Source organism: Streptomyces hilarionis, from assembly GCF_024539675.1.
Classification (GTDB): domain Bacteria; phylum Actinomycetota; class Actinomycetes; order Streptomycetales; family Streptomycetaceae; genus Streptomyces; species Streptomyces hilarionis.
Genome location: NZ_JAHHIT010000180.1, coordinates 1 through 17,335, shown reverse-complemented (window position 1 = coordinate 17,335; position 17,335 = coordinate 1). Strand labels below are relative to the sequence as shown.

The window sequence follows — 17,335 nt, the reverse complement described above, 5'->3', positions numbered from 1 at the left end:
GATCCGCCCGGCGGACTACCCGCGGGTGCTGCGCGACCTGGTCCGGCTGCGGGTCCCGGCGCCCCGGCGGACCCGTGGCCGACGGCGTGGACCTCTCCGTGGTGATCCCCGCCTACAACGAGGAGCGCCGGCTCGGCCCCACCCTGGACGCCGTCGGCCGCCACCTCGACGCGACCGGGAGCCGCTGGGGAAGCTGGGAGATCCTGGTCGCCGACGACGGCTCCACCGACGCCACCCGCGAGCTCGTCACCGTCCGCCGCGACCCCCGCGTGCGGCTCGTGACCGGCCCCGGCTCCGGCAACCGGGGCAAGGGACACGCCCTGCGCCTGGGCGTCGCCGCCAGCCGGGGCCGCCGCGTCCTGGTCATGGACGCCGATCTCGCCACCCCCGTCGAGGAGTTGGAGCGCCTGGAGAAGGCGCTGGAGGGCGGACACGCCGCCGCGATCGGATCGCGGGCCGTGCCCGGGGCGACCCTCGGCGACCGGCAGCACCGCACGCGCGAACTCCTCGGCGCCGCGGGCAACCTGCTCATCCGCCGGACGACCCTGCGCGGGATACGCGACACCCAGTGCGGCTTCAAGCTGTTCGACGGCGACCGCGCCCGCACCGCGTTCGCCGCGTCCCGCCTCAACGGCTACGCCATCGACGTGGAGGTGCTGCGGCACTTCCAGCGCGCCGGCTGGCCGGTCGCCGAGGTGCCCGTGCACTGGTCGCACCGGCCCGGCTCGAAGATCCGCCCGGCGGACTACCCGCGGGTGCTGCGCGACCTGGTCCGGCTGCGGGTCCCGGCGCCCCGGCCGGCGGACCTCGTCGCGGCCGTCCTCTTCCTGGCGATGGCGGCGGCCCTCTACTGCGGCCGCGTCCTGGACCCCGCCCACCGCTACCTGACCGACTCCCTCCAGGACCAGAACCAGTGGGAGTGGTTCTTCGCGGTCACCGCCGACAACGTCGCCCATCTGCGCAACCCGCTCCTCACCGACCTCCAGGGCTTCCCCGGCGGCGTGAACCTGATGGCCAACACGACGATGCCCGGCCTGTCCGTGCCGCTCACGCCGCTCACCCTGCTGCTCGGCCCGGCCGTCTCCCTCAGCCTGGTGATGACGCTGGGCCTGGCCGCCACCGCGCTCGCCTGGTACCGGCTGATCGTGCGGCGGCTCGTGCGCCAGCGGGCGGCCGCCTTCGCCGGGGCCGCGCTGGCCGCGTTCGCGCCGCCGATGGTCAGCCACGCCAACGCCCACCCCAACTTCGTCGTGCTGTTCATGATCCCGCCGATCATCGACCGGGCCCTGCGGCTCACCACCGGCGAGCGGGTCGCCCGCGACGGCGTCGTCCTCGGCCTCATGACGGCCTACCAGCTCTTCCTCGGCGAGGAAGCCCTGCTGCTGACGGCCCTGGGGCTGCTCGTCTTCGCCGTCGCCCACGCCGCCGCGCGCCCCGCCGAGGCCCGTGCGGCCGCACGCCCCCTGCTGAACGGTCTGGCCGTCGCCGCCGCCGTCTGCCTGCCGCTGGTCGTCTACCCGCTGGCGTGGCAGTTCTCCGGCCCGCAGAGCTACAGCGGCATCGACCACGGCAGCGCGACCGGGGTGGCCAACTCCGTGCGCGCGCTGCTCACGTTCGCCGAACGCTCCCTGGTCGCCGGCGACGCCCGGCGCGCCGGCGCCCTCTCCCTCAACCCGACCGAGCAGAACGCCTTCTACGGCTGGCCGCTGGTCCTGCTCGCGTTCGCGGTCACGGTGGCGCTGTGGCGGCGGCCGGTCGTCCGGGCGCTGGCCTGCACGGCGGCGGCCGCGGCCGTGCTGTCCCTCGGCCCGCGCGTCGCCGTCCCCCTCACCGACGTCACCGTGCCCGGTCCCTGGGCGGCCCTCGACGGTCTGCCCCTGTTCGAGTCGGTCATCGAGAGCCGGGTGGCGCTGGTCTGCGCCCCGGCCCTGGGCATGCTGCTCGCCCTGGCGGTCGACCGGCTGGCCCGGGCCCGCCGCCTCGGCACGCAGTACGCCGGGCTGCTCGCCGTCTGCCTCGCCCTGCTGCCGCTGATCCCGGCCCCGCTGAAGTCGGCGCCGCGCCCGCCGACGCCCGCCTTCTTCGCCGACGGCGCCTGGAAGGCGTACGTCCGCGACGGCGAGACGCTGGTCCCGGTGCCGCTCGCCGAGCCGGAGGCCGCCGAAGCCCTGCACTGGCAGACGGCGGCGGGCCTCGGCTTCCGGATGCCCGGCGGCTACTTCAACGGCCCCTACGGCGACGGCGACCGCACCGGCGTCTACGGCGTCCCGCTGCGCTTCACCGCGAGCCTGCTGCGGGACGTGCGCCACACGGGGGTGGTCCCGGTGATCGACGCCCGCGCGCGGGCCGCGGCCCGTGAGGACCTCGCGTACTGGCGGGCGGGGGCCCTGGTGCTCGCCCCGCAGCGGCACGAGGCACGGCTGCGTGAGACGGTGGACAAGCTGGTGGGCCGCCCGGGGAGGAGGGTGGCCGGAGTGTGGGTATGGGACCTGCATCAGGGGACGCGGAACGGGAGCTGACGTGAGCCGTACCGACTACCCTTCCCTGACCGGCATTGCCGCGTCGTCCGTGCACGTCCGTGCAACGCGCTGAGTGAGGAGCTCTCTTTGGCCTGTGACCTGTGGCTGGTGCCGCTCGTCGACGTGTTGTGCCACACCCCCGACAACCCCTTCGCCGACGAACTCGCCCAGTACAACAAGGTGCTGGCCGAGGCGGGTCTCCCGCCGGTGCCGGTGTACCAGTACATGCCGGGCCTGACCGGCGAGGTCGCCCCGGTGGCCGGCTTCGACTACGACGCCCTGCACTTCCTGCGCCGCGTCTACCTGCTCCAGGTGTGCGGACTGCCGGTGACGCCGGTGGACGAGCTGGGCGGCGACTACGAGCAGCTCCTGGAGATGTTCGAGGCGACGGCCAAGCAGTCCCACCTGGTCTGGCACTACGACCACGCGGGCGCGTACGTCCCCGTCGACTTCCTGCAACCGCTGTCCAACGACGAACTCCTCGCGGGCGGCGGCCCGCTGGGCTCCGCGCAGTCGCTGCTGCGGGAACTGGAGTTCGTCGCGCCGTCCCTCGGCATCGATCCGGCCAATCCTCCGGCAGCGCCCCAACCGCCGTCCGGTCCGACGGAGTTGGAGGAGCCCGCCGTCCCGGCGCCGTACGATCCCAGCCCCTTCGCCCGTGAGCGGCACGTCTGGCTCGGACTGCACGCGGCGGCCACGCGCAGCCTCGCCCAGGGGTCGATGATCGTGTTCAGCTGAGCCGGGCCGGCCGCCCCGGGCCGGGTCAGCGGCCGAGCTGCGAGAGGCCCTTCTGCACGTCCTCCATGTTCATCACCGGCGTGTAGGTGATCTCGGCTCCGACGTTCTGGAACCAGGGCTCGCTGAGCACGGGCATCTGCGAGCTCTCCTGCATGTCGAACACGATGTAGGCGGTGCGCCGGCCGTGGTCGGTGGTGAAGTAGGCCGCCTCGGGCTTGATCTGCTCCATCGACTCCTGGATCAGCTTCGTCAGGGTGCCGTTGTGGATGGCCTCGTTGGCCTTGTCCGTGTCCATGGAAGCCTTGAGCAATACGCGCATCGCACTCACCTTCTCCGGACCGACGCACGCGGTCGCGTACCTCCAGATTAAGCCCGTTGAGCCCAATATGTCCGTCGGGCGGGCGGCCGCGAACATGACGACGGGCCGGTCATGGACGTCCATGACCGGCCCGCGCCGACACGCTGTCACCCGCAGTGCGGCTCCGCCGGGACCGCCTCCACGCCGGGACTACGGCTCTACAGGAAGGAGTTGACCTCGATCGTCTCGTCCCGGCCCGGACCCACGCCGATCGCGGAGATCGGGGCGCCGGACATCTCCTCCAGCGCCTTCACGTACGCCTGGGCGTTCTTCGGCAGGTCGGAGAACGACTTCGCCTTGGTGATGTCCTCGGACCAGCCGGGCAGGGTCTCGTAGATCGGCTTCGCGTGGTGGAAGTCGCTCTGCGAGTAGGGGAGTTCCTCGACCCGCTTGCCGTCGATCTCGTACGCCACGCAGACCGGGATCTGCTCCCAGCCGGTCAGGACGTCGAGCTTCGTCAGGAAGAAGTCCGTCAGGCCGTTGACGCGGGTCGCGTAGCGGGCGATGACGGCGTCGAACCAGCCGCAGCGCCGGTCACGGCCGGTGGTGACGCCCCGCTCGCCGCCGATGCGGCGCAGCGCCTCGCCGTCCTCGTCGAACAGCTCGGTCGGGAAGGGGCCCGACCCGACGCGGGTGGTGTACGCCTTCAGGATGCCGATGACCCGGCTGATCTTCGTGGGGCCCACGCCCGAGCCCGTGCAGGCGCCGCCCGCGGTCGGGTTGGACGAGGTCACGAAGGGGTACGTGCCGTGGTCGATGTCGAGGAGCGTGCCCTGACCGCCCTCGAAGAGGACGACCTTGTCCTGCTCCAGCGCCTGGTTGAGGACCAGGACCGTGTCGGTGACGTACGGAGCGAGCTTCTCCGCGTAGCCGAGCAGTTCCTCGACGACCTGGTCGACGGCGATCGCGCGGCGGTTGTACAGCTTCGTCAGCAGCTGGTTCTTGCCGTCGAGGGCCGCCTCGACCTTCTGGGTCAGGATCGACTCGTCGTAGAGGTCCTGGACCCGGATGCCGACCCGGTTGATCTTGTCGGCATAAGTCGGACCGATCCCGCGCCCGGTGGTGCCGATCTTGCGCTTTCCGAGGAAGCGTTCCGTCACCTTGTCGACAGTCACGTTGTAGGGCGTGATGATGTGCGCGTTGCCGCTGATCAGCAGCTTCGACGTGTCGACGCCGCGCTCGTTCAGACCGCTCAGCTCGGAGAGCAGGACCGACGGGTCGACGACGACACCGTTACCGATGACCGGCGTGCAGCCGGGGGACAGGATTCCGGAAGGGAGCAGGTGGAGTGCGTACTTCTGGTCGCCGACGACGACCGTGTGGCCGGCGTTGTTGCCGCCCTGGTAGCGCACTACGTAGTCCACCGAGCCACCGAGAAGGTCGGTGGCCTTTCCCTTGCCTTCGTCACCCCACTGAGCACCGAGCAGCACAAGTGCGGGCACGCGCGTACACCCCTTCCGGGTGGGGCATGTCCAAGGCCAGAGGTGTACGCGATGGATCGTTCCACCGCGCGCACCGCACGCACCGCGACCGTGGTCGGCCGCCGCTCGTCGGACCCGGATGCCCCGGAATAGACGAAGCCCCTGGCGCAATAGCGCAAGGGGCTCTTGCACAAAGATGCTACCCGAGGAAGCGAGGCAGGACCGAGGTGGCGACTTCTCCGACGTCCGAACAGCTGCTGGTGATCATCGATCCGGCGGCCCGGCGTACGGACGGGGAGTCCGTACGGATCGCGAAAGACGTGCTCAGCGCGGGTGCGGCCGGCACCAAGGTGTGTCTGCCGGACGGGCCGGAGGAGTTCGCCCGGGCGCTCGCCCGGCGGGGTTCGCGGCGGCCGGTGGTCATCGGCGACGACCGCGCGCTGACCCGGGCGGTGGCCCTGCTGCACCGGCAGCGGGCGCTGACCGCGTGCGTGCTGTCGGTGGTCCCGGTGGGCGGCTCGCTGGGCGTCGCACACGCCCTGGGGGTGCCCACGGGGGCCGTGGCGGCGGCCCGGGCCGTCCTGGACGGGGCCGAGCGGCGGCTCGACCTGCTGGTGGACGACAGCGACGGCATCGTGCTCGGCGCGTTGCGCATCCCGCCCCTGCCGCTCGTGCCGCGGGACGCGGAGGGCCACCGCGGCTCGCGCGACCCCTGGGACCGGTACGACTCCCCCGACGTGTACGACGGACCCGACGCCCGCGACGGTTCGGCGCAGGACGCGCGGGGCGACCGGCGGCCGCACGGGGCGTGGGGGCTGCACGGGGCCCGGGGGTCGGGCGGCGCGCGCGGCACGCGGGACGCGCCGGACCCCGCGGAGCCGGGAGACGCGGGGAGTTCGCGCGGGGACGGCGGGAGCGGGGCGGACTCCGGCCGGCCGTGGCTGCGGACGTGCCAGTCCCTCGTCAGGACCCTGGTGACCTCCCGGCCGTCCCGGCTCTCCGCCGTCCCCGGGCCGCCGGGGCCCGCCCGGCTGCGGATCGAGGTCGACGGGGTGACGCTGATCGACCTCGACCAGCCCGTCGAGGCGGTCTCGGTGACCCCGGGCACGGACGCCTCGGGCATGGTGACGATCGAGGTGCGGCCGCTCTCGCTGGGCGCGGAGGCGGCGCCCCTGCGGGCCCGGGGACGCACGGTGACCGTCTCGGGCGCGGACTTCCGCTACCGCGCGGACGCGGCGATCGCCGGTCCGGTGCGACGGCGGACGTGGACGGTGCGGGAGGGCGCGCTGGGGCTGATGCTGCCGGGCCGCTGACGGCCCGCGCCCGCGCCCGCGGGACACGGGCCGGGCACGCGGGCGGGCCCGGGGCCCTGCGGGTCGGTGGACGGGCCGGACGGAGTCGCCCCCGCCGGCCCGCGGGACGCGCGTGGGCGCGCCGGCGCGGTGACCGCGAGGGTTCAGGGGGTTCACCGTGTCGCGACGTCCGGCACGGCGGCCTCGACGCGTTGCCGGACCACCGAGGTACGTCCCCGGCAGGAGCCGTGGCCCTCCGCCTTGCGAGGCGCCGCACGGGCCGCCGGTCGGACGGCCCCCTCGCGGTCGGCGGCCTTCGCGTCCCGGTCCGGGCCCACACGCGCCGTCCCGCCGCCTCGGCGCTTAATCGGATGTGCGTGCGGCGCGGAGTTGTTAGGTTCGCCGTGTGCCGAAGCTGAATCAGATCATCGCAGTCGAAAAGGGCGTCAAGTCCAAGGCTCTCCAGGAGCTCACCCAGGCTCACCAGGACGTGCAGAAGCCCGCCCTCCTGGCCGGCATCTCCCGGACCTACCAGCCCAAGGACGAAGAGGGCGAACAGCTGCCGCCCGAGTCCACGCGGGTGCAGATCAAGGCCGAGGACGCTCTGCGGGTGACCGCCGGGACGCTGACGCGGCTCTTCGACGTGACCGCGACGAAGGACTGGGCGAACCGGTCCGCGGTCGCGGACGTGGTGGTCGACGGTACGGTGCTGTTGCCCCAGGTGCCCGTCCCGTACCTGTTGTTCCTGGAGAAGCAACTCACCGACCTGCACACCTTCGTGCGCAAGCTGCCGGTGCTCGACGCCTCCGAGTCGTGGAACCTGGACCCCTCGACGGACTCGTGGAAGACGGACCCGGTGCGGACCATCCGCACGAAGAAGGTTCCGCGCAACCACGTGAAGGCCGAGGCCACGGAGAAGCACCCGGCGCAGGTCGAGGTGTACTACGAGGACGTCCCGGTCGGTTACTGGACCACGGTGAAGTTCTCCGGCGCGCTGCCCGCCCGGCGGGTCAACGAGCTCCTCGACCGCGTCGAGAAGCTCCAGCAGTCCGTCAAGTTCGCCCGCGAGGAGGCGAACAGCACCGAGGTCACCGACCAGCGGGTCGGCGACGCGGTATTCGGCTACCTCTTCCGGTAGCCCCCACATACGCCCTCCGTCGCGAGCGGAGGGTGCGCGATGAGCGCAAGCTGAAACTGATGTTGAAGCTGATGAAGGGGTGTCAGTCGGGGGTTCGAATCCCTCCCCCCGCACCACGTGCGGGGGTGGCCCAAGCCTGGCAGAGGCGGCCCCATGAAACTCAGATTCTCGCTCCAGTCTCAGTATTCGCCGCCGAACACCGGATCGACCGAGCGTGGGCGAACATCGACGGATGGGGGTTCAAGTCCCCTCGGCGCCTCTCTCGTGGCGCTGTAGTTCAAAGGCAGAACACGTCGATCTCAACATGACCCGCGGTTCTTAAACGCCGCCGGTGTGCGCAAATGGGTGGCAAGCTGGAGCCCGGGAGCTGGACATGCTCCCGGGCTCCGTCACGTTCCGGCTGCGGGCCGGCCGAGGCCCGGAGCATCGTCGCCCGTCGGCACCGCACCACGTGCTGCCCTGCCGGACGACGCGCCGGAGTTTCCGGCCCTCCTGCCCGGTCGGAGCATCCAGGTGAACCTTCGCGGTCACAGCACTAGGCACGCCCGGAGTCGGGGCCGAAGAGCTGGTCGCGGTGGACCCGCCACCGCTCCATCATGGCCGCCAGCTCGATGTCGACGAACTCGAAGAACGCCAGCGTCTCGGCCAGCCGGCGTCCCGCCGGACTCTCCTCGCCGAGACCGGCGACGCCCTCGCGCAGAGTGCTCCCCCACCGCTTGATCACGGTCTCACGGTTGGTCAGGGCCTCGTACCACTGGTCGCTGTGCACCCGGTAGCGCTCACGCCGCGAACCGGGCTCGCGCTCGCGCGAAACCATGTGCTGCTGGGCCAGGTACCGCACGGCGCCGGACACCGCGGCGGGACTGATCCGCAGCTGCTCGCTCAGCTCGGCGGAGGCCATGGCGCCCGTGTCCGAGGCGAGGAGCGCGGCGAAGACGCGGGCCGGCATGCGCTGCATCCCGGCCTCGACGAGCTGCGCCGCGAAGGACTCCACGAACCGGGACACGGCCTCGGCGTCACGCGGGTCGGGCCCGCCACCCGCTGCATCCGTCATGGGCGTCATGGGCGTCATGGGCGTCATGGGCGTCATGGGCGTCATCCTAACGACGGTTCACCACCTTCCTTATCTTCACAAGTTTCTGAAAACAGCGTACGTTCTGAAGCATGACCAAGGCCATCTCGGTGTCCGGACTGCACAAGTCCTTCGGCCGCACCCGTGCCCTCGACGGACTCGACCTGGACGTCGAGACCGGCGAGGTGCACGGCTTCCTCGGCCCCAACGGCGCCGGCAAGTCCACCGCCATCCGCGTCCTGCTCGGACTGCTGCGCGCCGACGCGGGCGCCGCGCAAGTCCTCGGCCTCGACCCGTGGGCCGACGCCGTCGAGGCACACCGCCGCATCGCCTACGTGCCGGGCGACGTGACCCTGTGGCGCAACCTCTCCGGCGGCGAGGTCATCGACCTGCTCGGCCGGCTGCGCGGCGGCCTGGACCCGGTCCGCCGGGCCGACCTGGTCGACCGCTTCGAACTCGACCCCACCAAGAAGGGCCGCACCTACTCCAAGGGCAACCGGCAGAAGGTCGCCCTGGTGGCCGCGTTCGCCTCGGACGTCGACCTCCTCGTCCTCGACGAACCCACCTCGGGCCTGGACCCGCTGATGGAGTCGGTCTTCCAGCGCTGTGTGCGCGAGGAACGCGACAGGGGCCGGACGATCCTGCTGTCCTCCCACATCCTCAGCGAGGTCGAGGAGCTGTGCGACCGCGTGAGCATCGTCCGCAACGGCCGCACGGTCGAGACGGGCTCACTGGCCGACCTGCGCCATCTGACGCGCACCAGCGTCTCGGCCGAACTCGCGGGCCCGCCCGACGGACTGGCCGGCCTCCCCGGCGTGCACGGTCTCGACGTCCGCGGGAACCGGGTACGGCTCCAGGTCGACGCCGGCCGGCTCGACGACGTGCTGCGCGCGCTGAGCGAGTCGGGGGTGCGCTCGCTGACGTCGACGCCGCCCACCCTGGAGGAACTCTTCCTACGCCACTACCAGGAGACGCGGGAGCCGGAGGGGCCGCGGGGGCAGGGCCGGACGCAGGAGACCCGGGGGTCGCAGGAATCGCAGGAGTCGCCGGCATGACCGCACTGACGGGCACCGTCCCGCTCCTGCGCTTCGCGCTGCGCCGCGACCGTGTGCTGATCCCCGTCTGGACGGCCGTGACCACCGTGATGGTGCTCTCCATGCCGGCCACCCTCAAGGGCCTCTACGGCACCCCGGCCGACCGCGCCGACCTGCTGCGGCAGGTGACGGCCAACTCCTCCCTGCGGGCCCTGATCGGCCCGGTCCTCGACGACTCGCTCGGCGCGCTCACCGCCTGGCGGGTGGGCCTCTACGCGGCCGCGCTGGCCGCCGTCACCAGCCTGCTGATCGTCGTACGGCACACCCGCGACGAGGAGGAGAGCGGCCGTCAGGAACTCATCGCGTCCGGCACGGTCGGCCGGCGGGCCTCGCTGACGGCGGCGCTGCTGGCCGCCGGCGTCGCCAACGCCGTTCTCGCCCTGCTGGTCGCGGCGGGGCTGGCCGCCCAGGGAGCGGCCGGGGCGGTGGCGTTCGGCCTCGGTCTCGCCGGGGTGGGCATGCTGTTCGCGACGACGGCCGCACTGGCCGCGCAGCTCACCCAGAGCGCGCGGGCGGCACGCGGCCTGACGGCGGCGGCGCTGGGCGCGGCCTTCGTGCTGCGGGCCGCCGGCGACGCGACGACCGCCGACGGCTCGTCGCCGCTGACCTGGCTGTCGCCCCTCGGCTGGCTGGAGAACCTGCGCGCCTTCGCCGACGAGCGCTGGTGGGTGCTGGCGCTGCTCGCGGCCGCGATCGCGACGCAGGGCGTGCTGGCCTACGGTCTCGCCGCCCGCCGGGACGTGGGCATGAGCTTCCTGCCCACCCGGCCCGGCCCGGCCGCCGGCCGCCTGCGCACGGCCGCCGCCCTGGCCTGGCGGCTCCAGCGGGGCGCCGTCCTGGGCTGGGGCGTCGGCTTCTTCGTCTCGGGGGTCGTGTACGGCGGTCTGACGGACAGCGCGGCGGACCTGGTCGGCGACAACGCCGGGGCCCGCGAGATCGTCGAGCGGATGGGCGGGCGGTCGGGACTGACGGACGCCTTCCTCGCCTCGATGATCGGCGTGCTGGGCATGATCGCGGCCCTGTTCGTCGTCGCGTCCGTCCTGCGCCTGCACGGCGAGGAGACCTCCGGACGGGCCGAACCGGTGCTGGCGAACGCGGTCGGCCGGCTGCGCTGGGCCGCCGGACACCTGACGATCGCCTTCGGCGGCGCGGCGCTGATCATGCTCCTGGCCGCCCTCGGCTTCACGGCGGGCCACGGCAGGGACGCCGGGCCGATCCTGGCCGCCTGCCTGGTGCAGGTGCCGGCGGTGTGGCTGGTCGGCGGCCTGACCGTCCTGCTCTACGGGAGCGCCCCGCGCCTGGCCCCGGCGGCCTGGGGGGTGGCGGGCGCGTGCCTGCTCATCGGCTGGATCGGCCCGGCCCTCGACGCCCCGCAGGTCGTCCTGGACCTGTCCCCCTTCGGCCACCTGCCCAAGCTGCCGGGCTCGGACATGCGGTGGTCCCCGGTGCTGGCGCTCCTGGGCGCGGCCGCGCTGCTGGTGAGCGCCGGACTGACGGGACTGCGCCGACGGGACATGACCTCGTCCTGAGCACGACGACGCCCACGCCGCCACGGCCCTCCGACCCGCGTGCCCCCGGCCGGGCCCCGACGTGCCCGACCGGGGGCCCGGCACGCCTCAGAGGGTGACGTCGAGCCCTTCCAGCCCCCGGATCACGAAGTTCGGCTTGCGCCGCGGCTCGGCGGCGAGCGCGAGGGTCGGGGCCCGCTCCAGCAGGGCCGACATGGAGGCCGCCAGCTCGATGCGGGCCAGGGGCGCGCCGATGCAGTAGTGGATACCCGCGCTGAAGGAGATGTGCGGGTTGTCGGCGCGGGCGAGGTCGAGCCGCTCCGGCTCGGCGAAGACGGCGGGATCGTGGTTCGCCGAACCGAAGAGCATCGCGATCTCGGCCCCCCGGGGCACGACGGTCCCGTCGATCTCGATGTCGTCGAGCACCCACCGCTCGAACAGCTGGAGCGGGGTGTCGAACCGCATCAGCTCCTCCACCGCGGAGGGGACGAGCGAGTGGTCGGCCCGCAGCGCCGCCAGCTGCTCCGGGTGTCGCAGCAGCGTCCACCAGCCGTTGACCGTGGCGTTGACGGTCGCCTCGTGGCCGGCGTTCAGCAGCAGCACGGCCGTCGAGATCAGCTCCTGCTCGGTGAGCCGGTCGCCCTCGTCGTGGGCGGCGATCAGACCCGACATCAGGTCCTCCCCCGGCTCCTTGCGGCGCGCGGCGATCAGCTGCCGCAGGTAGTCGGAGAACTCGACGCAGGCCCGTACGGCCCGGGACGCGGTCTCCTGCGACGGGTTCAGCTCGTACATCCCGCAGATGTCCGCCGACCAGGGCCTGAGCGGCGCCCGGTCCGACTCCGGGATCCCGAGCATCTCCGCGATCACGGCGACGGGCAGGGGCTCGGCGACGTCGCGCAGCAGGTCACCGCCGCCCTGCCGCACCAGCCCGTCCACCAGCTCCGCGGCCAGCCGCCCCACGTACGGCTTCAGGCCCTCCACGGTGCGCGGGGTGAACGCCTTCGACACCAGCCGGCGGATCCGGGTGTGGTCCGGGGGTTCGAGGTCGAGCATCCCGTGATCGTTGAGCGTGTGGAACGGCTCCTGCTCGGCAGGCGGCGCGGTGCGCCCGAAGTCCTCGTGCGTGAACCGGTGCTGGTACGTCCGCCCCAGCCGCCGGTCCCGCAACAGCGCCGAGACGTCCGCGTGCCGGGGCACCAGCCACTGGTCGGTCGGCTCGAAGTAGATCACCCGTCCCCGCTCCCGCAGCTCGGCGTACGCCGGATACGGGTCCGCCACGAACGCCGGGTCCCAGGGATCGAAGGAGAGGTCGTCGACTGCTGCCATCCCCGGACGCTAACCGCTGAACGCCCCGCTGACCAGGGGGTCCTGGAGAAACGGGCCCGCGGGCGCGTCCGGAGGCGGGGAGGCCGCGGGCGGGCGCGGCGCCTGCCCGGGCGGTCCGCAGGGGACCGCGGTGCTCCTCAGCCCGGTGTCACCAGTCTCGCCTCGTAGGCGAACACCGCCGCCTGGGTGCGGTCGCGCAGGCCCAGTTTCACCAGGATCCTGCTCACGTGGGTCTTGATGGTCGACTCCGCCACCACCAGCCGGCCGGCTATCTCCGCGTTGGACAGCCCCTGGGCGATCAGGACCAGCACCTCCGTCTCCCGTTCGGTGAGGTCGCCGTAGGCCGCCTGGGCCGTCGCCGACAGCCGCGGGCCGTCGGAGAGCTTCGAGAACTCCGTGATCAGGCGCCTGGTGACGGACGGGGCCAGCAGGGCCTCCCCCGACGCCACCACCCGGACCCCGTCCGCCAGCTGACGAGCCGACGCGTCCTTCAGCAGGAAGCCCGAGGCTCCCGCGCGAAGCGCCTGGTAGACGTACTCGTCCAGGTCGAAGGTGGTCAGCACCAGGACCTTCGCCGAACCGTCCGCCGCCACGATCTCGCGCGTCGCCTCGATGCCGTTCAGCTCCGGCATGCGGATGTCCATCAGGACCACGTCGGGGGACAGTTCACGGACCCGCTCCACCGCCTCGCGCCCGTTGACCGCCTCCCCCACCACCTCGATGTCCGGCATCGCGTTCAGCAGGACCGAGAAGCCCTCGCGCACCATCATCTGGTCGTCGGCGACCAGTACCCGGATCGTCATGCGCCACTCTCGCTCGGTGCGGGCACCGGCAGGAACACCGTCACCTCGTAGCCGCCGGCCCGCGTAGGCTCCGCCGTCATCTCGCCGTTCAGCATCGTGACCCGCTCCCGCATCCCCGTGACGCCGTGACCGGCTCCCGGCGAGGGCTTGATCAACGTCGGGTTCGGCGGGGCGCCGTTGACTATCCGCAGCCCCAGACCGCCCAGGACGTAGCCGATCTCCACGCGGGCGCTCGCGCCCGGCGCATGACGCAGGGTGTTGCTCAGCGCCTCCTGCACGATCCGGTACGCCGACAGCTCCACGCCCTGCGGCAGCTCGCGCACCGCTCCCGTGACCGTCTTCTCCACGTCCAGGCCCGTCTCCCGCACGTTGGCGAGGAGCCCGTCGAGTTCGGCGAGCGTGGGTTGCGGGGCGTCGGGGACCTCGTAGTCCTCGGCACGGACCACCCCCAGGACCCGGCGCAGCTCCGTGAGGGCCGCCACCGCGTTCTCCCGGATGGTGACGAAGGCCTTCTCCAGCTCCGGCGGAGGGTTCTCCACGCGGTAGGGGGCGGCCTCCGCCTGGATCGCGACCACCGACATGTGGTGCGCGACCACGTCGTGCAGCTCGCGCGCGATCGTGGTCCGCTCCTCCAGCAGGGTGCGCCGGGAGCGCTCGTGGGCGGTCACCGTCTGCTGGGCCGTGACCTCCTCCTCGGCCTGGCGGCGGATGTGCCACACCGTGACGGCGAGCAGCAGGATCGCGGAGAACACCGTCATGGGACCGGTGTTCGTGTAGTAGCGGTCCCAGCTGAAGACGGTCTCGGCGAGGAAGCCGTAGGCCGCCGTCAGCAGCCACATCCATGCCGCCGTGCGCGGGCGGGTGCGTATCGCCACGACCGTCAGGACGATCAGGTGGGAGACGAAGCTGCTCGGCAGCCACGGCCAGTCGCTGTACGTCGTGCCGACGATCACGGTGACCGTGGTCGCCGCGAGCGACAGCCAGAACGCCCCCACCGGCCGGACCAGCGTGAGCAGCACCGGGATCAGCGCGAGCAGGCCGCTCACCAGCCCCACGGCGCCGCCCTGGCCGTCGACCCAGCCGATCAGCATCGCCAGGGCGCCGCCCGCCGCGACCGTCGCGTGCCGGGACCAGGCCGCGTACTCCCGCTTGCGGCCCTTCAGCCGGCGCAGGACCCGCCCGGCGTGCTCCTTGCGGGGCAGCGGGCGGTAGGCGAAGGCGTCGTGGAAGAGGTCCTGTCGCAGGCCGCGCAGGGCTTCCGCGGCCGCCCGGAACTCCGGGCTGCGCGGCCGGAGGGGCTCGTGGGAGTCGCCCGGGCCCTGCGGGCCGTCCGGGTGCAGGGAGTGCGTCTGCATAGTCTCGGTCACGTTCAAAAAGGTAAGCGCTGCCCGTCGCCGCGGTCGTCACCAGTGAGAGGGGTTCTCGTGCCTCCCCCTCAAGTACTACGGGGTGCACGGAGCGCGGCCGCTCCCGTCCCCGCTCCGTAGCCCGAGGGCCTCACCAGGCCCGATTCGCAGGCGGACACCGCCGCCCGCGTGCGGTCGCGCGGGCCGGCTTCACCAGGATGCGGCCCACATGCGTCTTCACGGTCTGCTCGGCGACGACGAGGTGGCGCGCGATCTCCGCCTCGGACAGGCCCTGCGCGATGAGCGCGAGACCTCCGTCCCAGCGCTCGGTGAGCGCGCCGGCCCGCTGCTCTCCTCACCGTTCACGGGCCCCGCCCCAGGCATCGCGCACCGCTCCCGCTCCCGCCGGATCGGGGCGCCCGCGGTGGACGCGGGCCACTCCCGGCCGTCGTCCCGGCCTCCGGCGCGGCCCCCGCTCCCAGCCGTGGAACGCCGCCCGGCACACCCCCAGCGCCACGACGAACACCGGCAGCCACATCAGCCGCCAGGCCACCCAGTCCAGCCCGTCGGGGACGGTGTGCAGACCGGGCAGGCGGCCCGCGAACAGGCCCGTCGCGGTGGTCGCCATCAGCGCCGTCTGGTGCCAGAGGAAGACCGTCATCGCGGACAGGTTGAGGGCGGCCACCGCCGCCCGAAGCAGCGGGCGCGTCATGGCCCGGCGCAGGGGCTCGCGCAGCAGCAGGGCCAGCCCGCACTGGGCGAGGCCGAAGGCGACGGCCGCGAGCGTCGGCGGGTCGAGGTTGGACACCGCCGCACCCGGCACGCCCACCATCGACGCCGGATAGCCGGCCCATCCGACGAGCACCGCCGCCGCCACCGCCCCGCCCAGGAGCAGCGTCCACCCCGCTCGGGGGCGCTCCAGCTCGCCCCGGGTCCACGCGGCGCCGAGGGTGTACGGCACCAGCCAGCCGGCCGCCAGGTTCACCCAGCCGAGCCACGACGGGCCGCCCAGGCCGAAGCGCACGAGGTCCACGTGCAGGACGACGGCCAGCGGCCACAACGGGTTGAGCCGCGCCAGCCACCCGGTCGCCGCCGTCAGCGCGGCGAACACCAGAAGGAACCAGAGGGGGGACAACGCCAGTTTCACCACCGTGTGCACGGTGACGAACGGGGCGCCGCCCAGCAGCAGTCCGGCCGCCGCCACCGCCCACACCGTCAGCACCGCCGCCACCGGGACGAACAGCCGGGACAGCCTGGCGCCCAGCCACGCGCCGTACGTCTCACCGCGCGCCCGGGCCGACGCGAGGCTCGCGGTCGCCGCGTGGCCGCCCACCATGAAGAACACCGCCAGCGTCTGGAACATCCACGACACCGGCGCCAGCCAGGGCATGGAGCCCAGCGGGCTCGCGGCGCGCAGGGCGCCGCCGTCGGCCACGAGCGCCGTCACCAGCCAGTGGCCGAGCACGACGCCGAGGATCGCCAGGGCGCGCAGCGCGTCGACGGCCCGGTCCCGCCCCGGCGGCGTCATGGCGTCGATCCGGGCAGCCGCCCGCCGCAGCCGGAGCGCGACGGCCGGCCGGTCCCGCCGGTTCTCCCCCGTCTCACGCACCGGTGACCTCCGAGGTCTCGCCGAGGACGATCCGGGCGAGGTTGGCCAGCGCGACCGAGCCGGGCCGGAAGTAGTCGCTGTGGCCGCCGGAGCCCGCCGCGAAGACGCGCGCGCCGAACGCGGGGGACATCGGGTCGGCGCCGAAGCCCACGGTCGTGCCGAACAGGTCGGCGCTGACGTGCGGGACGTCCGCCACCCAGTCGTCGGCGCCGCGCGCCGCCCACACCCGTGCGCGGGTGCGCAGCCCGGCCGCCGACTCCACGCCGACGCCCGGGCTGCCGAGGAGGACGACGTCGCCCGCGGTGACGTGGGAGGCGGCCCGTGCGCACACGACCGTGCCGTAGGAGTGGCACAGGAGGCTGACACGGGCGCCCGCGCCCGTCACCTCGCGCAGCCCGCGCAGGAACTCCCGCAGGGCGGGGGCCGCTTCCTCGGCGCGGTCCGGGGTGACGGCCGTCGTGCTGATCGTGCGGGGCGTGGAGTAGCCGAGCCAGGCCACCACCGCCGTACGCGCGCCGGCGCCGGGCCGGCGGTCGAGCCGCTGCCGCAGCGCGGCCGCCGCGGCATGGAAGCGCTCATAGGTGTCCAGCGAGGTGTCGGAGCCCGGTACGAGGACGGCGACGCGGTCGGCGTGCGCCAGGTCGCCGAGCACTTCCGCCACCCGCCCGGCGCCACGGCCGTCGAAGGAGAGCAGGCGGCGCGAGGGGGCGGCGAGGGCGCGGTCGGCGGCCGCCCGGTGGCGGTCCCCGTGCGCGGTGGCCATCCGGGACGCCAGGGCGGCGTCGGCCCGGTTCGCGGCGTACGTCCGGTCCAGCGTCGCCGCCGTCACCGGAGGGAGGACGGCGGGGGCCGGGGCCGGGATGCGCGGCCGGGCCGCGGCCGCGGTGAGGGGGACGACCACGGCGGCGATGACGAGAAGAGCGAGCAGGGCACGCAGTCGACGCGGCTCCGGCGCCCCACCTTCCTGACCGTCGTGACGGTCCGGACGGTCGTGGCGGCCCCGCCGCTCGTGCCGGCCCTGGCTGTCGTGGCGATCCGTCCGGTCCCGTCCGTCCCCGGCGTGCCGCCGTCCGCGCATGCGAAGCTGCGCCATCCCGCCCCTCCCCCACCC

At 73.5% G+C, this 17,335-nt stretch carries 14 protein-coding genes and 1 pseudogene; 6 read left to right on the top strand and 9 right to left on the bottom strand.

Features of this window, described 5'->3' with window-relative positions:
* The first annotated feature begins 74 nt into the window (after window positions 1-74).
* Entirely contained in the window at window positions 75-2,519 is a 2,445-nt protein-coding gene (locus tag KMS84_RS32810; protein ID WP_256920153.1) for a dolichyl-phosphate beta-glucosyltransferase, read from the top strand.
* 87 nt (window positions 2,520-2,606) lie between these two features.
* The gene (locus tag KMS84_RS32805; protein ID WP_256920148.1) at window positions 2,607-3,257 is read left to right on the top strand and encodes a putative DNA-mimic protein; all 651 of its coding nucleotides are present in this window, start codon (window positions 2,607-2,609) and stop codon (window positions 3,255-3,257) included.
* Between the two features lie 25 nt (window positions 3,258-3,282).
* Here the strand turns inward: KMS84_RS32805 and KMS84_RS32800 are convergent, their stop codons facing one another.
* A complete protein-coding gene (locus KMS84_RS32800; RefSeq protein WP_256920146.1) occupies window positions 3,283-3,576 on the bottom strand; it encodes a DUF3303 family protein in 294 nt (97 codons plus the stop codon).
* Between the two features lie 197 nt (window positions 3,577-3,773).
* On the bottom strand, window positions 3,774-5,057 hold the full coding sequence (locus tag KMS84_RS32795; protein ID WP_256920144.1) for an adenylosuccinate synthase: 1,284 nt from the start codon (window positions 5,055-5,057) through the stop codon (window positions 3,774-3,776).
* Window positions 5,058-5,263: 206 nt separating this feature from the next.
* On the opposite strand from KMS84_RS32795, the gene KMS84_RS32790 reads away from it, so the two are divergent.
* Both KMS84_RS32790 and KMS84_RS32785 read left to right on the top strand, forming a co-directional pair.
* Window positions 5,264-6,349 carry a diacylglycerol kinase family protein gene (locus KMS84_RS32790; protein ID WP_256920143.1) on the top strand — a complete coding sequence of 362 codons (1,086 nt, stop codon included), beginning with the start codon at window positions 5,264-5,266 and terminating at the stop codon, window positions 6,347-6,349.
* Window positions 6,350-6,734: 385 nt separating this feature from the next.
* Window positions 6,735-7,466, top strand: a complete 732-nt coding sequence (locus KMS84_RS32785; RefSeq protein WP_256920141.1) for a DUF7873 family protein — start codon at window positions 6,735-6,737, stop codon at window positions 7,464-7,466.
* A gap of 535 nt (window positions 7,467-8,001) precedes the next feature.
* On the opposite strand, the gene KMS84_RS32780 is transcribed toward KMS84_RS32785, so the two are convergent.
* Entirely contained in the window at window positions 8,002-8,520 is a 519-nt protein-coding gene (locus KMS84_RS32780; RefSeq protein WP_256920151.1) for a GbsR/MarR family transcriptional regulator, read from the bottom strand.
* A 110-nt stretch (window positions 8,521-8,630) separates the two neighbouring features.
* Here KMS84_RS32780 and KMS84_RS32775 point away from each other — a divergent pair, with 110 nt between their 5' ends.
* The gene (locus KMS84_RS32775) at window positions 8,631-9,593 is read left to right on the top strand and encodes an ABC transporter ATP-binding protein (RefSeq protein WP_256920140.1); all 963 of its coding nucleotides are present in this window, start codon (window positions 8,631-8,633) and stop codon (window positions 9,591-9,593) included.
* Complete coding sequence (locus tag KMS84_RS32770; RefSeq protein ID WP_256920139.1) at window positions 9,590-11,161, top strand: ABC transporter permease; 1,572 nt, start codon at window positions 9,590-9,592, stop codon at window positions 11,159-11,161. Before KMS84_RS32775 ends, KMS84_RS32770 begins: the two co-directional genes overlap by 4 nt.
* Before the next feature lie 87 nt (window positions 11,162-11,248).
* On the opposite strand, the gene KMS84_RS32765 is transcribed toward KMS84_RS32770, so the two are convergent.
* The 6 genes and pseudogenes from KMS84_RS32765 to KMS84_RS32740 all read right to left on the bottom strand — a co-directional run bounded on the left by KMS84_RS32765 (window position 11,249) and on the right by KMS84_RS32740 (window position 17,317).
* Window positions 11,249-12,466, bottom strand: coding sequence for a cytochrome P450 (locus KMS84_RS32765; RefSeq protein WP_256920138.1), 1,218 nt, complete (start codon window positions 12,464-12,466; stop codon window positions 11,249-11,251).
* 137 nt (window positions 12,467-12,603) lie between these two features.
* Window positions 12,604-13,269 carry a response regulator gene (locus tag KMS84_RS32760; protein WP_256920136.1) on the bottom strand — a complete coding sequence of 222 codons (666 nt, stop codon included), beginning with the start codon at window positions 13,267-13,269 and terminating at the stop codon, window positions 12,604-12,606.
* On the bottom strand, window positions 13,266-14,636 hold the full coding sequence (locus KMS84_RS32755) for a sensor histidine kinase (protein ID WP_256920134.1): 1,371 nt from the start codon (window positions 14,634-14,636) through the stop codon (window positions 13,266-13,268). Before KMS84_RS32755 ends, KMS84_RS32760 begins: the two co-directional genes overlap by 4 nt.
* A gap of 68 nt (window positions 14,637-14,704) precedes the next feature.
* Window positions 14,705-14,961, bottom strand: a pseudogene (locus KMS84_RS32750) (LuxR C-terminal-related transcriptional regulator); the annotation flags it as partial.
* Between the two features lie 9 nt (window positions 14,962-14,970).
* A complete protein-coding gene (locus tag KMS84_RS32745; RefSeq protein WP_256920149.1) occupies window positions 14,971-16,143 on the bottom strand; it encodes an acyltransferase family protein in 1,173 nt (390 codons plus the stop codon).
* A 73-nt stretch (window positions 16,144-16,216) separates the two neighbouring features.
* Complete coding sequence (locus KMS84_RS32740; RefSeq protein ID WP_256920133.1) at window positions 16,217-17,317, bottom strand: alpha/beta hydrolase; 1,101 nt, start codon at window positions 17,315-17,317, stop codon at window positions 16,217-16,219.
* Window positions 17,318-17,335: the final 18 nt, after the last annotated feature.

Coding starts and splice junctions, on each gene's coding strand:
- KMS84_RS32800 (WP_256920146.1), bottom strand. CDS start 3,576: ATGCGCGTATTGCTCAAGGCTTCCATGGACACGGACAAGGCCAACGAG.
- KMS84_RS32780 (WP_256920151.1), bottom strand. CDS start 8,520: ATGACGGATGCAGCGGGTGGCGGGCCCGACCCGCGTGACGCCGAGGCC.
- KMS84_RS32775 (WP_256920140.1), top strand. CDS start 8,631: ATGACCAAGGCCATCTCGGTGTCCGGACTGCACAAGTCCTTCGGCCGC.
- KMS84_RS32770 (WP_256920139.1), top strand. CDS start 9,590: ATGACCGCACTGACGGGCACCGTCCCGCTCCTGCGCTTCGCGCTGCGC.
- KMS84_RS32765 (WP_256920138.1), bottom strand. CDS start 12,466: ATGGCAGCAGTCGACGACCTCTCCTTCGATCCCTGGGACCCGGCGTTC.
- KMS84_RS32760 (WP_256920136.1), bottom strand. CDS start 13,269: ATGACGATCCGGGTACTGGTCGCCGACGACCAGATGATGGTGCGCGAG.
- KMS84_RS32745 (WP_256920149.1), bottom strand. CDS start 16,143: ATGACGCCGCCGGGGCGGGACCGGGCCGTCGACGCGCTGCGCGCCCTG.
- KMS84_RS32740 (WP_256920133.1), bottom strand. CDS start 17,317: ATGGCGCAGCTTCGCATGCGCGGACGGCGGCACGCCGGGGACGGACGG.